Raw genomic sequence first — 13,361 nt, 5'->3', positions numbered from 1 at the left:
AAAATTCAAAACCAAATTCTATTTTCTATTGTAGTTTATATAAAATCTTATACTTATGGCAACATCACAAGAAGGAAGTACTAACAATACTCAGGAAGAAAATAATATAAAAGATCTGGACGGTAAAGCGGCTATCGAAAAACTTAGAGAACTGGCAGGGAAAGCAGAAAGCTGCTTTTTTTGTACCAATATTAAAACTGGTATACCTTTATCGGTAAGACCTATGGCCATTCAACAGGTTGATGATGAAGGCAATATCTGGTTTATGAGTATGAAAGACAGTCATAAAAATGATGAAATTTCAACAGATCCTTTCACGCATTTATTGTTTCAGGCCGGTGCACACTCAGGTTTTGTAAATATTTATGGTATTTCTGAAATCAGTAGAGACCAGGCGAAAATAGATGAATTATGGAGCCCGTTTATAAAAACCTGGTTTCAGGGTGGAAAGGACGATCCTAATATTACCTTGATTAAAGTAATCCCGTCGGAAGGGTACTACTGGGATACCAAACACGGCACTGCCGTAGCATTTTTGAAAATGGCAGCGTCTGTGATTACTGGAAAAACTATGGATGATTCTGTAGAAGGGACTTTGGAGGTGGATTAAATTTTACGTCATGCTGAATTTATTTTACAAGTTGAAATACCATTTTCAATTGCCTTGTAGCTACTTCGTGCTCAGCATCTTATAGACCCTTAAATAATTCAGTATGACGAGTATTTATTATTTATCACCTAAATAATCAAATCCTTCTAATTCTTCTCTCTGAGCTCTATTACGTAAGATATCTTCTTCTTCGGCCTGAACTCTTGAGAAGAATAAAGCTTCGGCCTGGATTCTTTTTATTAATTGGCGAACCAAAGTTAAATCGAAAGCATCTTTACTTAATTTGATGCAGTATTCTCTTTCGTTGATTTCTAAACTTGACGTATACATATCGCAATGATTTTTAATTATCGATTGCTGTAAATATAGAGAAGGCTTGCTAAATAATTGTTAGCAAGCCTTTTAAGTTTGTGTTATATTTGTGTTAACACTAAATTCATGATTTTCCCGTTGGGGTGCGTTGAATCCGTTTATTTATGCGATAGAAACAAACCTTTGTCGGCTTTGGCAACTTTTAAAATGCCTTTACCGGTTAATGCTTTTAATGTTGTATCCCATTTTTTGTTGCTCCAATCGGCCAGTTTTGCTCTTATTTCTGTTAACAGGTATTGTTCGCCTTCCGAAACCAATGCATATAATTCTGCTTCTTCTGGTGTTAACTCTATTTTCTTTTTCTCCGGACGCATCTGAGGGAAGAATAAAACTTCCTGGATGGTACTTTGATTGGTCATTAGCATGACGATACGATCGATCCCGAAACCTAAACCTGAGGTAGGAGGCATGCCATACTCTAAAGCACGGACAAAATCATCATCCATTGCCATTGCCTCGGCATCGCCACGATCGGCTAATTTCAACTGATCTTCGAAACGCTCTTTTTGATCTATCGGATCGTTCAGTTCCGAATAGGCATTTCCGATTTCTTTACCATTCACAAATATTTCGAAACGCTCTACCAATCCTTCTGCACTGCGGTGTTTTTTAGCCAATGGGGTCATTTCGATTGGATAATCGGTAATGAATGTAGGCTGTATTAAATTGGCTTCTACTTTATCGCTGAAAATTTCGTCTACTAATTTACCACGGCCCATTGTAGAATCGGTTTCGATACCTAAAGAAGCACAGGTTTGTAACAATTCCTCTTCGGTCATTTTCGAAACATCAATTCCGGTATATTTTTGGATCGATTCGTACATGGTTAGTTTTTCGTATGGTCCTTCGAAATTGATTTCGTTTTCGCCAACTTTAACCACGGCTGAACCATTGGTTGCGATGGCTACTTTTTCTAAACATTCTTCAACCATAGCCATCATCCAGATATAATCTTTGTAGGCTACATATATTTCCATCGAGGTGTACTCCGGGTTATGCGTACGGTCCATCCCTTCGTTGCGGAACATTTTACCGAACTCATAAACACCGTCGAAACCTGCAACGATTAGTCTTTTCAGATACAGCTCATTTGCAATACGAAGGTAAAGCGGCATATCCAATGTATTGTGGTGCGTAGCAAAAGGACGTGCTGCGGCACCACCATGGATAGGCTGCAGGATAGGGGTTTCTACTTCCATCCAACCTTGCTCATCAAAGTAATTGCGCATGCTGTTAATAACCTTGCTGCGTTTGATAAAGATCTGTTTATAATCTGGATTTACCGTTAAATCTACGTAACGCATGCGGTAACGCAATTCAGGATTTGTAAAGCCATCGTATACATTGCCCTGATCGTCGCGCTTAACAATCGGTAATGGACGCAAAGATTTAGAAAGCACTTTAAATTCAGTTACATGGACAGAAATTTCTCCTGTTTGTGTAGTGAATACATAACCTTTAACACCAATAAAATCACCTATATCAAGCAATTTTTTAAATACGGTATTGTATAGGGTTTTATCATCACCGGGGCAGAGTTCATCACGCTTTAAATAAATTTGAATTCTGCCGGTCGAATCCTGTAATTCGGTAAAAGAAGCAGCACCCATAATATTGCGGCTCATAATTCTACCTGCCAATACTACCGTCTTGTATGCGGTCTTATCCACATCATAGTTGGCTAATATGTCTGCAGCATATGCATTTACTTCATAAGCTTCGGCAGGATAAGGCTCTATGCCCAACTCGCGTAATTGTTTTAGCGACTCACGTCGTAGTATCTCTTGTTCTGATAATCCTATACTCATTTCAGGTATTTTTTGCAAATTAATGGTTTGCAATATGTTTAATAATTGTGATTAAAATCTGGCAAATAAAAAAAATCAATCATGACGGATTTCTCTCCTTTAAATTTAGATGTGCGCAAAGATAAGAAAGCTATTGTAATTACTAAATGCTTTATTCGATATAACGTTGCATTTTAAGGTGATGTAATCGGGCTGGCAATGTTCAACGAAGAACTATTCCAGGTCATTTAATGGGTCCCAAAATACCTTTCGAAGGTTTTGGACTTTTAGGTTTTTAATCTCTACGCCTTCGCGCTCCAACAATTGCTGTCTTTTATCTGTAGAGGACGGATCTCCGCTAAGTAAACCGTTACTGCTGATTACCCGGTAATAGGGTACTGGTGGCTGGGCACGCCCACATGCACCAATGGCACGGGCAACCATCCTCGAAAGATTAGGCATACCGATGGCTTTGGCAATCGCTCCGTAAGAAGTTACCCTGCCTTTGGGGATTTCTCTGGTTAAATCCCATACCTGTTCAAAAAAGAGATCCTGATCCATGGTGAATTAAATGATTATAAAGCTAGCCAATATCGTGCTCTTTTGAGTAATTAGATCTCAAATTTAATGCACTAACCCCCAAATTTACGTACCCTGTAGATCAGTGACAACATAAAATAACGGCCCAAGCGATTCACCTGCCTATCTACAATCACGTTATCAAATACATCTCTCGAAATACCTGAATTCTGGTCAAAAAGATCGAATCCCTCAACGCGGATGGCAGCCATATCATTCTTCATAAATTTATATTCCATGGATAGGCGCAACAATGTGGGATTACGCACGGCTCCATTGTCAAAGCCCGAATTCACCTGTTTTGTGAAATCATAGCCCAGAGTAAGGTCTTTAAAGAAATAGTTGCGACCTTCTATGCCACATTCGAAGCGGTTCGATTGGCGGTCGGCAAAGGTATCGCTACTGTAATTGGTTAGATTTTGAGAATAAGAAGTCTCAACCTCGAAATTGGCAATATCTTTAAGATCAACCCTAAATTCGAGTTCCTGTCGCCAGGCAATGTTTCTGGCTTCAATTCTGCTATTGTCGGTAAATGTAATGTTATTGTTCAGTTGCCCTGAGCCAGAATAGCCAATGGTAAATTTTCGTTCTGCAGAAAGTGGTCTGCTAATGTTATAATCGCCTTGTAGGGTATAATAACCATCCGCATTTATGTAACTGGTAAGCTGATTAACTGTGCCAGGTACACGCTCTTTGGTGGTTACAATCCTGTCGTCGGTACGCTCGTACTTAAAATTGGCCATTATGATATTACCCGCACTCCAATCGGCCTGTTTGTAATGTGCATTAATGCTTTGGATAAATTCTGGTTTTAAGTTTGGATTTCCGGTAACCACGTTCTGTAGGTTAGAATTGTCGGATATGGGCTGTAACTGCAAGAAACCAGGCTGGTTGTTTCTTCCCCAGTAATTGATATCCAATGATTCCTGATTGGAAAACTTATACGAAAACCGTCCTGATGGGATCAGGTTAAAAGTACGGTTTACGGTTTGAATACCATTGCTTAGGTTTTGTCCGCTTAGCAATGCAGGTTGCGCATTTAAACCCAGCGTATAATTTAATTTTTCGCCGATATAACGATAATTTAATCCAGCTTTATTGGTGATGAACTGATAATCATAAATATTGCTCAGGTTCGCGTTGAACACCTGATTGCCATCCACTACATCATAGGCATCTCTCGAATTGTTTGTTGCCGATCGGTTCCAGTTGTAATTGACTTCTAAAAAGGTTTTTTTCCAGAGTGGTTCCATGTATGACACGCCAGCGTTAAGGCCAAAATTCTTGCTATCCTGATTGTTCAGCTGGTTTTGGATCACTGAATCGGCTGCATTGCCATGGGTATTGATATACTGGTTAAATACCTCTCTGTAGTTTTCACCGTTCGAATAATTAATGTTGCTCCAGGCGCTGAGGTTGCGTCCTTTCTTTGGGAATTTATGATTATAGAAGGCGTTGGCCCTTGCATTGATGTTATTGGTGTTACTGAAGTTTGTACTTTCTTTGCGGGTAAAGAGGGTATCCTGTGTAATTAAAGAACCTCCAGTGCTGTTCCCGGCATTTGTACTATAAGAAAAATTTGGAGAGATCTTCAGGTAATTCATCGTATCAATTTTATACTCCAGGTTACCACCAATCCAATGGTTGTAATTGTTGCTCTTACCATTGTTGTGCGCATCTTCAATCCGGCTGATCGGGTTCTGGTTTGCATCCTGTAAAGCATTCTGTGTATAGGTCGAACTGATGGTATTATTTTTATCGTTGTTAAAGTTGTAAGCAGCATCTGCAGACAATTTGGTGCTGAACTCGTTTTTATAGTTAAGTCCAATGGCATTTCTCGTCGTGATACCATCACCGCCACCACCACGCATATTGGCATTGGCAGAAGTTCCATCAAAGGAAATCTGCTGTTCGCCTCTCATGCTATTGCCCCTTATATTGGTATTGTAGCGGTCTGAATTGCCTACACCTGCAGAAGCCCTGGCAAAATAACCTTTCTTTTTATCCTCCTGAATGGTAAGGTTTAATATTTTCTCTGGCTCACCCGTTTTGATCCCTGTGAGCTTTGCCTGGTCGCCATAGTCGTCTATAAACTGAAGATTCTTTATAATATCGGCCGGAAGATTCTTGATGGCTGTGGCCACGTCGGTCCCAAAGAAGTCCTTGCCGTTCACCCTTATCTTGGTTACAGGTGTACCCTGACTGGTTACATTACCATCCTTATCTACTTTGATTCCAGGAAGTTTTTTGAGCATTTCATCAACCGCATCGCCATCTCTTACCGGGAAAGCCCTGGCATTAAAGCTTACGGTATCTTCGGTTACCTTAACTGGTGGAACGCCCGAAATGACCACGGCATCGAGGGTATTCGACGACGGCTTCAACTTAATATCGGTAATGTTTAAGGCATTGCCTTTTTCGATCAGATATTGTTTGATAAAGGTATCATAGCCAATAAAGGCGGCCGATAAAGTAAATTGTTTGGATTTAATTTTGCCCAATATAAAACTTCCGTCAGGATTTGCAGAAATGCCCACACTGTCGGTACCAGATTTTATCCTTACCACGGCGCCAGGGAGCGGCTGACCGGCAGTATCTAACACCATACCCTTAACAGTGTAATTTTGTGCGTTACTGTTTGTGAAAAAGCCCGCAAAGAGCAGGAGTAGCAAAATCGATTTAGTAAAAAGCTTCATGAATGATTTGTGTGTGCCATAAAAATACGGAGTGCAACGCTAAACCTGTTCAGCGTAATCAACATGTTACGGATGTGGGATGCTGTAAATGTGGCGATTGCAAAGTCAATCAGCGATGCTTACAGTCTCCTGAGTGTGTATATGGCAGAATTTTTTGTTCGGGATAAGATCTCCTTTGATCAGTAATTAAATTTTTTACTAAAAATATTAGTATTTTAAAAAGAAAAATTGTAAGTTTGATTTAGATATAAAAATACAATTGTTTATAAAATCCAATACAACATAGGAATTACCAATGCTGATCGATCTAGATTATTTCTTTAAAAACCCTGACGGGGAAACGCTGATTTATCGGCTGATCCAGTTTTCAATAAACGGGCCCTGGTCTGTATTGGAAGGGGATGAATTTTTAGGAAGCATTGAAAAAAGAGAAGGGAAATGGATGCCGGTTTTAGGTGAATATCTATCTCCTGCAATGGTACAAGAGGCAGGTAAACTGATCGACCAGCAGCATTATCACACTTTACCAGCTGAAATCTGTGCGAGATGGCCTAAATTAATTGCTGAAGTGATCGCAAAAACCGATCGCGAATATGTGGTTGTTTGTAAACCACTGATCAACTTTGAAACCTTCGAACGTATTTTTACCAAATTCGTTCCTGGTTTGATCAAGGATGAATGGTCTGTTGATTTCCAGGTCTATAACCATGATTTTAGCGAAGATTTTGTATTGGAGTCCATTGGGAGGGAAGAAGCGTTTCGTAATGAATCTATTAACCGTTGGAGATATTAGCACAACTTGCGATTTTGCTTGAATAAGGCCCGGCAAGAAGTTGAAAGGGATCAGTTTGATATAATTTTTAAAAGCAATTATGTTGCATTTATTTGGAATAATCAATTGTGATCATTATTTTTGATCAGGTATTAGGTTAATGAGTTGATTGTTTGGAGGGGTAGTGGTTCACCCCTCCTTATTTAAGCATTAGGTATAGGTGAACAGATTTCAATTAAAAATCCGTTAATATCCTGAACATAAGCCACTTCCTGTCCCCAGGGTTTTATTTTTATTTTTTCTAAAGGGTTAGCACCCATTTCTACCGCTTGATTAAAAACAAGTTCTACATTTTCGGTTGTAAAGCCCAGCTCTACGCCAAAAGGCTTTTCACCTTTTCTACTTTCCTGAAAACCGTTTGATAGATTTGAATTGGCAAGTTGTACATCTGCAAATGATATTACCGTATCACCACTTAGCAGTTCTCCATAATTATTTTCAGGGGTAATAAATTTTCTTTTAAAACCGAATGCCTTTTCATAAAATTCTATCGATTCGGTCACATTATTAACGTAGAGTATTGTATAGCTAAATTTCACCATGATTTTGTTTTTTATCTCATCAAATATAGGGTGAAAAGTAAGAATTGACTTTGTAAAAATGCGTCAAAATCTACAGCTGCGAAGGAGCTGATCCCGTAAATCTTTTTATCTCTTTTGTAAGGTGGGCATGATCATAGTAACCAGACTCGAACGCGATTTCGGCTAAACATTTACCGGCAGTATTGTTTTTTATTTGTCGGCTGGTAAACTGGTAACGTACAAGACTGATCAAATCTTTTGGACTTACACCGACTGAATTTTTAAAATGCCTTTCCAACTGTCTTGGTGTGGTAAAGTGTTTCTTAGCAAGGTCGCTTACTTTTAACTGGCCATTTAACGCATGTATATCCTGAATAATCGGTAAGATAGAGTATCTGGGTAAAGATAATTTTCTAAGAAAAAAACGATCAAGGTGGGTTATAGTATTTTCGTCGATACGCTGAATTATAGGAAATTCAATATTCCTAAGTTCAATACTTTGGTCCGTAAATTCATGTAAAGATGAAAGTTTAAAAAAATAACAGAATGCCGCCGGTTTAAACCGGACACCCAAAAGTTTGACTTTACCGATAGTATTATATTCTTTGAAGCGCATCATCGTACCGATCAGATAAATGGCTTCACTTTTCATCAATAAGGTTCCGTTATCAGTTCGGTAATCATCCTCAACATTGAAAATAATATCTATACAGCCATCCGGAAGGATTTTGGTTTTGTGAAGGGCATCATCAGTAATTTCAGATACCCAATAGGCATCGATATAAGTTTGTAATGCCGGATGTGGGTGTATTTCTGAATAGGCCATTATTTAATATGCTACAAATACGATCTATTACTAGATTATTTTCGAAAAGGAGGCATCTTAGATTTGCTTTTACTCGGCTTCAATGCCTTCTTCATACATCTCATTAATCGCCTCGGCATATTTCTTTTCTACAATACGGCGTTTTACCTTCATAGTTGGGGTGATTTCTCCCTCATCTATATTGAAAGGATTGCGCTTGATTTTAAAGTTTTTAATACGCTCGAATTTGGCCAGTTCATTGGAGATTTTTTTAATATCCTGTTCCATCCAGTCCATAATTTCCTGATTGCGGATAAAGGGGTCGGTCTCTTCGAAAAACGATGGTTTAAGCTTAAAGGTCTCTTCTAAAGTTTCTCTGTTCGGAATAATGATGGCAGTAATAAATTCACGCTTATCCCCAATTAAAAAGAGTTGATCAATCTTAGGACTTTTTAAATAAATATTTTCGACTGGCGTAGGGTAAACGTTTTTGCCATAAGCGTTTACGATCATATTTTTTAAACGATCGGTAATCTGTAAATTACCTTTGTAAAAACGGCCAATATCTCCGGTATGGAACCACATGTCCTTATCTATCGCTTCTGCCGTTTCTGCGGGTTTGTTAAAATAACCTTTCATCACACAATGACCACGAACGATCACTTCACCTTCGGCGCATTCGAATTCTTCGTTAAAGGTATGATGTGTTTGAATGTTTAATATTTCCTTGCTTTCCACATCTTGTATTCCTACTTCAATCCCTGGAATTATGCGACCAACGGTACCGTAAACTTGTCGGTGGTATTCGGTAACCGACATCACTGGTGAAGTTTCTGTTAAGCCAAAGCCCTCTAATATTTTAATGCCCAGGTCGCCAAAAAACTCACCTACATTTTTAGGCAATGCGGCACCACCCGAAATCATAAACTTTAAACGTCCGCCGGTTTTTTCCTTAATTTTACTGAAGACCAGTTTTTCTGCTATTCCTTTTTTAACAGACAACATTAAGCCTGGGTTTTTGCCAGCCTCTTTTGCCACACGGTATTTATTTCCGGTTTCTAAAGCCCAGGTAAATATTTTTGCTTTTGTACCACCGCCAGCAGTGCCTCCCTTGATCGCTTTATCATGTATCCGCTCTAACAATCGGGGAACACAGCTCATTACTGTAGGACGTACTTCGCCCATATTTTTGGCCAAAAGTTCCAAGCTTTGTGCAAAAGCTATTTTACAGCCCTGTGCACAGCAAACGTGATAGGTTGCTGTACGCTCGAATACATGCGAGAGTGGTAAGAAAGAAAGAAAGGTTTCTGTTTGATCGATCACCGGGATCTGTTGTAAACAAACTTCAACATTTTTTACAAAATTATAATGGGTAAGCATTACGCCTTTTGGTGTTCCGGTTGTTCCGGAAGTATAAATCAATGAAGATACATCTTCAGGTAACACCAAACTTCTGCATTGGTCGATCTCTGCTTTTTCGGCAGCTGTAACCTGATGCTTGAGTGCAAGGATATCCGAAAAGGCAATTACTTCTACGTTGACATCGGTAGGGATTACCACTTTTTCGAAATCTTTAAAAGCGGGAATGATATATTTTAGTGCTTTACAGTTGGATGCTACCTTAAGCACCTTGCGGTATAAAAAATTATTCCCAACAAGAATGGCTTTTATTCCCGAATCATTAATGATATAAGCCACTTCCTGTTCAGAAAGTGTAGGGTAGATCGATACATTAATTACCCCGATCTGTTGTATCCCCTGATCGTAATAAACATATTCAGGCGAATTTTCGATCATTAAACCTAAACGGTCTCCTTTTTTTATTCCCTTTTCTAAAAAGAATGCAGAAACAGCGTCGGCTCTTTTTAACGTATCTTCATAAGAAATTTCAGTCCATTCGGTACCTTGTTTATGGATTAAAAATGTTTCCTGAGGTTTATGGATGTTTTTTACAACATTCCGCAACAAGGTAGGTACAGTTGAAAACTCGTTTATTAATGGCATGCTCGTATTGGTTCGCTAATTATAATTAACAATTATAAGGCTTTTTGGTTTAAAAATACAAATTGGTGTTAGCGTTCATTGCGCCATTCCGCAGATTATGCAGGGAAGAAAGGCAGATTCAAGGCGATTTTAACTTAGATAAATATGATTTCTATATTTGGCCCAAATTGAAAATACAATATTAGATTAAATTTGTACACCTTAGGATTTTAGATCTGCGAAAATCTATGAGAGAAAATATCAAAATCTGGTTAAACGCAAAAAAGGTTTCATAAAATGAAACCTTTTTTATAAGTTATGTCGATTCAATTAAACTGAAAAGCTTTCGCCACAGCCACAACTGCGACTGGCATTTGGGTTTATAAAGTTGAATCCCTTTCCATTTAAACCATCTGTGAAATCTAATTCAGTACCGGCTAAGTAAAGGAAAGATTTCATATCCAAAGCAATTTTGATTCCTCTGTCTTCAAAAAACTGATCGCCTTTTTGTTCTTCGTTATCAAAATCTAAATTGTATGATAAACCCGAGCAACCACCACCTTTTACCGAAACGCGTAAAAAGTAATCAGAACCCATTTCCGAATCCTGCATTAAGTGGGTGATTTTTTCTTTTGCTTTATCTGTTATTGTGATCATTGTGATAGAGATTTGAGATTTGAGATGTTGGATTTGAGATTTATTCGAACATATATCGCTCATATCTCAAATCTATTGTCTCACATCTATTCTTAGTGGTGAGATTTTTCCAATACAATTGCCTCTAAGCCATTTTTAACACGGTAATCGTTAATAGCCGATTTAATTGCATCTTCTGCTAAAACTGAGCAGTGGATTTTTACCGGAGGTAAAGCCAATTCTTCAACAATATCCATGTTATCGATAGATAAAGCCTCATCAATTGTTTTTCCCTTTAACCATTCAGTAGCTAAAGAAGAAGAAGCAATAGCCGAACCGCAACCAAATGTTTTAAATTTAGCGTCAGTGATTACGTTATCTTCTCCAACCTCAATCTGTAAACGCATTACGTCGCCACACTCAGGTGCACCAACTAATCCTGTTCCTACAAATTTACTGTCTTTATTTAATGTACCTACGTTACGCGGGTTATTGTAATGGTCAATTACTTTTTCTGAATATGCCATGATTTCTATTTCTTAAACCTCCTTTCGGAGATAGTTTTATTTATTAATTATTAGTTGCCAGTTTTCAATTATCAGTTAGCAACTCAAAACTGCGAACTCCAAACTGTCCTAGTGTTCTGCCCACTCAATTTTACTCAAGTCAATTCCTTCTTTAAACATTTCCCAAAGTGGAGAAAGTTCTCTTAAGTGATTAACCGCTTTTTGCGTTACTTCAATGGCCTGATCGATTTCAGCTTCTGTTGTAAACCTTCCTAAACCATAACGGATAGAAGAGTGTGCCAGATCATCAGATAAACCTAAGCTTTTTAAAACGTATGATGGTTCTAAAGATGCTGAAGTACAAGCCGATCCTGACGATACTGCCAAATCACTCATGGCCATCATTAAACCTTCGCCCTCAACATATTTGAAAGAGATATTGGCTACATGTGGTAAACGGTGTTGTGTATTACCATTCACATAACTCTCTTCCATTTTGTTCAAAGTAGTTTCCAACTTATCGCGCAAAGCCGATAAACGGATTGATTCGCTTTCCATTTCCAAGCGGCAAAGTTCACAGGCTTTACCTAAACCCACGATACCAGGAACGTTTAAAGTACCAGAACGCATTCCGCGCTCGTGGCCACCACCGTCCATTTGTGCAGTAACCTTAACCCTTGGGTTTTTACGGCGAACATAAAGTACACCAACACCTTTCGGACCGTACATTTTGTGTGCCGAGAAAGCCATTAAGTCGATTCCATCAGCATTTACATCAACTGGTATTTTACCAACTGCCTGCGTAGCATCAGTCATAAATAAAGCACCAAATTTGTGCGCAATAGCTGCAATTTCTTTAACCGGTTGGATCACACCAATTTCGTTGTTGCCATACATGATCGAAACCAAAATAGTTTCCGGCGTCATGGCAGCTTCTAATTCAGCTAAATCAATTAAACCATCTTCTTTAACACCTAAATAGGTAACACGTGCTCCGTTTTTCTCCAGATGTTTGCAAGTATCTAAAACCGCTTTATGCTCAGTAACCGCAGTAATAATGTGGTTACCTTTTTCCTTGTACATTTCAAACACACCTTTAATCGCCAGGTTATCGGCTTCGGTGGCACCTGATGTAAAAATAATTTCTTTTTCAGTACAGCCGATTAATTTGGCTACCTGCTCACGGGCATAATCTACACCCTCTTCAGCCACCCAGCCAAACGCGTGATTACGACTTGCGGCATTTCCAAATTTCTCTGTAAAGTAAGGTAGCATTGCTTCCAGTACCCTTGGATCTAATGGGGTGGTAGCATTATTATCTAAATATATCGGCTGTTTCATCTCTATTCTGTTAATTATAACACAAAGATACGAAAAAACTTATTTAACAATTATAAATAATAGCTATGACCTTATAGAGAAAAGCTGCATTTTTACATTCACATAACCTTATAATCTATGAATAAGATAGAACACATTGGCATTGCGGTAAAAGACCTTAACAGTTCTATAGATATTTATCAGAAACTATTGAATACCGATTGCTATAAAACTGAGCAGGTTGCATCCGAATTTGTAAATACGGCTTTCTTTAAAACCGGCGAAAATAAAGTAGAACTGCTTCAGGCCACTACCCCCGAAAGTGCAATTGCTAAATTTATCGAAAAAAAAGGGGAGGGGATCCATCATATCGCTTTTCTGGTTGATGATATCCTGGCTGAAATGGAGCGTTTGCATAAAGAAGGTTTTGTGCTGCTGAGCGAATCGCCAAAAAAAGGGGCAGATAATAAAATGGTGTGTTTCGTGCATCCAAAAGATACCAATGGGGTGCTGATTGAAATTTGTCAGGAAATTAAATGGATTTGATGGATGTAAGATGGAAAGTGGAAGGATATCGTCATCCTCGCGTATGCGGTGATTTTAAAGCGGTCAGTTTTGCTTATAAATTTGAAAACGAAGGGCTCCGTATTCCATCGTATCTGTAGCCCTGCTGTACATTTTAGGCCTTCCTTACCGTCAGGCGCTGCCATTTCC

General features: G+C 38.6%; 13 protein-coding genes. 3 read left to right on the top strand and 10 right to left on the bottom strand.

The genetic code is table 11. From position 1 onward, the window contains the following. Positions 1-55 precede the first annotated feature (55 nt). Positions 56-610 carry a pyridoxamine 5'-phosphate oxidase family protein gene (locus AC04Q1_RS13825; RefSeq protein WP_478365178.1) on the top strand — a complete coding sequence of 185 codons (555 nt, stop codon included), beginning with the start codon at positions 56-58 and terminating at the stop codon, positions 608-610. Positions 611-727: 117 nt separating this feature from the next. On the opposite strand, the gene AC04Q1_RS13820 is transcribed toward AC04Q1_RS13825, so the two are convergent. The 4 genes from AC04Q1_RS13820 to AC04Q1_RS13805 form a co-directional block, all read right to left on the bottom strand. Next, the gene (locus tag AC04Q1_RS13820) at positions 728-940 is read right to left on the bottom strand and encodes a hypothetical protein (protein ID WP_478365177.1); all 213 of its coding nucleotides are present in this window, start codon (positions 938-940) and stop codon (positions 728-730) included. 140 nt (positions 941-1,080) lie between these two features. Beyond that, the gene (lysS, locus tag AC04Q1_RS13815; RefSeq protein WP_478365176.1) at positions 1,081-2,790 is read right to left on the bottom strand and encodes a lysine--tRNA ligase; all 1,710 of its coding nucleotides are present in this window, start codon (positions 2,788-2,790) and stop codon (positions 1,081-1,083) included. A 213-nt stretch (positions 2,791-3,003) separates the two neighbouring features. Further along, a complete protein-coding gene (locus tag AC04Q1_RS13810) occupies positions 3,004-3,330 on the bottom strand; it encodes an MGMT family protein (RefSeq protein ID WP_478365175.1) in 327 nt (108 codons plus the stop codon). Positions 3,331-3,401: 71 nt separating this feature from the next. After that, positions 3,402-6,044, bottom strand: a complete 2,643-nt coding sequence (locus tag AC04Q1_RS13805) for an outer membrane beta-barrel protein (RefSeq protein ID WP_478365174.1) — start codon at positions 6,042-6,044, stop codon at positions 3,402-3,404. 295 nt (positions 6,045-6,339) lie between these two features. Between AC04Q1_RS13805 and AC04Q1_RS13800 the strand changes: the two genes are divergently transcribed. After that, positions 6,340-6,837, top strand: a complete 498-nt coding sequence (locus AC04Q1_RS13800) for a hypothetical protein (RefSeq protein WP_478365173.1) — start codon at positions 6,340-6,342, stop codon at positions 6,835-6,837. Between the two features lie 182 nt (positions 6,838-7,019). Here the strand turns inward: AC04Q1_RS13800 and AC04Q1_RS13795 are convergent, their stop codons facing one another. The 6 genes from AC04Q1_RS13795 to AC04Q1_RS13770 all read right to left on the bottom strand — a co-directional run bounded on the left by AC04Q1_RS13795 (position 7,020) and on the right by AC04Q1_RS13770 (position 12,668). Continuing rightward, the gene (locus tag AC04Q1_RS13795) at positions 7,020-7,418 is read right to left on the bottom strand and encodes a VOC family protein (protein WP_478365172.1); all 399 of its coding nucleotides are present in this window, start codon (positions 7,416-7,418) and stop codon (positions 7,020-7,022) included. A 70-nt stretch (positions 7,419-7,488) separates the two neighbouring features. Further along, positions 7,489-8,223 (bottom strand): DUF6597 domain-containing transcriptional factor, encoded by a 735-nt coding sequence (locus tag AC04Q1_RS13790; protein ID WP_478365171.1) that lies wholly within the window; start codon positions 8,221-8,223, stop codon positions 7,489-7,491. Positions 8,224-8,292: 69 nt separating this feature from the next. After that, the gene (locus tag AC04Q1_RS13785) at positions 8,293-10,206 is read right to left on the bottom strand and encodes an AMP-dependent synthetase/ligase (RefSeq protein ID WP_478365170.1); all 1,914 of its coding nucleotides are present in this window, start codon (positions 10,204-10,206) and stop codon (positions 8,293-8,295) included. 309 nt (positions 10,207-10,515) lie between these two features. Further along, positions 10,516-10,842, bottom strand: coding sequence for a HesB/IscA family protein (locus tag AC04Q1_RS13780; protein WP_025142623.1), 327 nt, complete (start codon positions 10,840-10,842; stop codon positions 10,516-10,518). Positions 10,843-10,934: 92 nt separating this feature from the next. Further along, positions 10,935-11,348 carry a Fe-S cluster assembly scaffold IscU gene (iscU, locus tag AC04Q1_RS13775; RefSeq protein ID WP_025142622.1) on the bottom strand — a complete coding sequence of 138 codons (414 nt, stop codon included), beginning with the start codon at positions 11,346-11,348 and terminating at the stop codon, positions 10,935-10,937. A 108-nt stretch (positions 11,349-11,456) separates the two neighbouring features. After that, positions 11,457-12,668, bottom strand: coding sequence for an IscS subfamily cysteine desulfurase (locus tag AC04Q1_RS13770; RefSeq protein ID WP_478365169.1), 1,212 nt, complete (start codon positions 12,666-12,668; stop codon positions 11,457-11,459). Between the two features lie 117 nt (positions 12,669-12,785). On the opposite strand from AC04Q1_RS13770, the gene mce reads away from it, so the two are divergent. Beyond that, positions 12,786-13,193: a methylmalonyl-CoA epimerase gene (gene mce / locus AC04Q1_RS13765; RefSeq protein ID WP_478365168.1), complete on the top strand. Its 408-nt coding sequence runs from the start codon at positions 12,786-12,788 to the stop codon at positions 13,191-13,193. Positions 13,194-13,361: the final 168 nt, after the last annotated feature.

It is taken from the genome of Pedobacter humicola, assembly GCF_056490705.1.
This window is presented reverse-complemented; position numbering and strand designations above follow the sequence as displayed.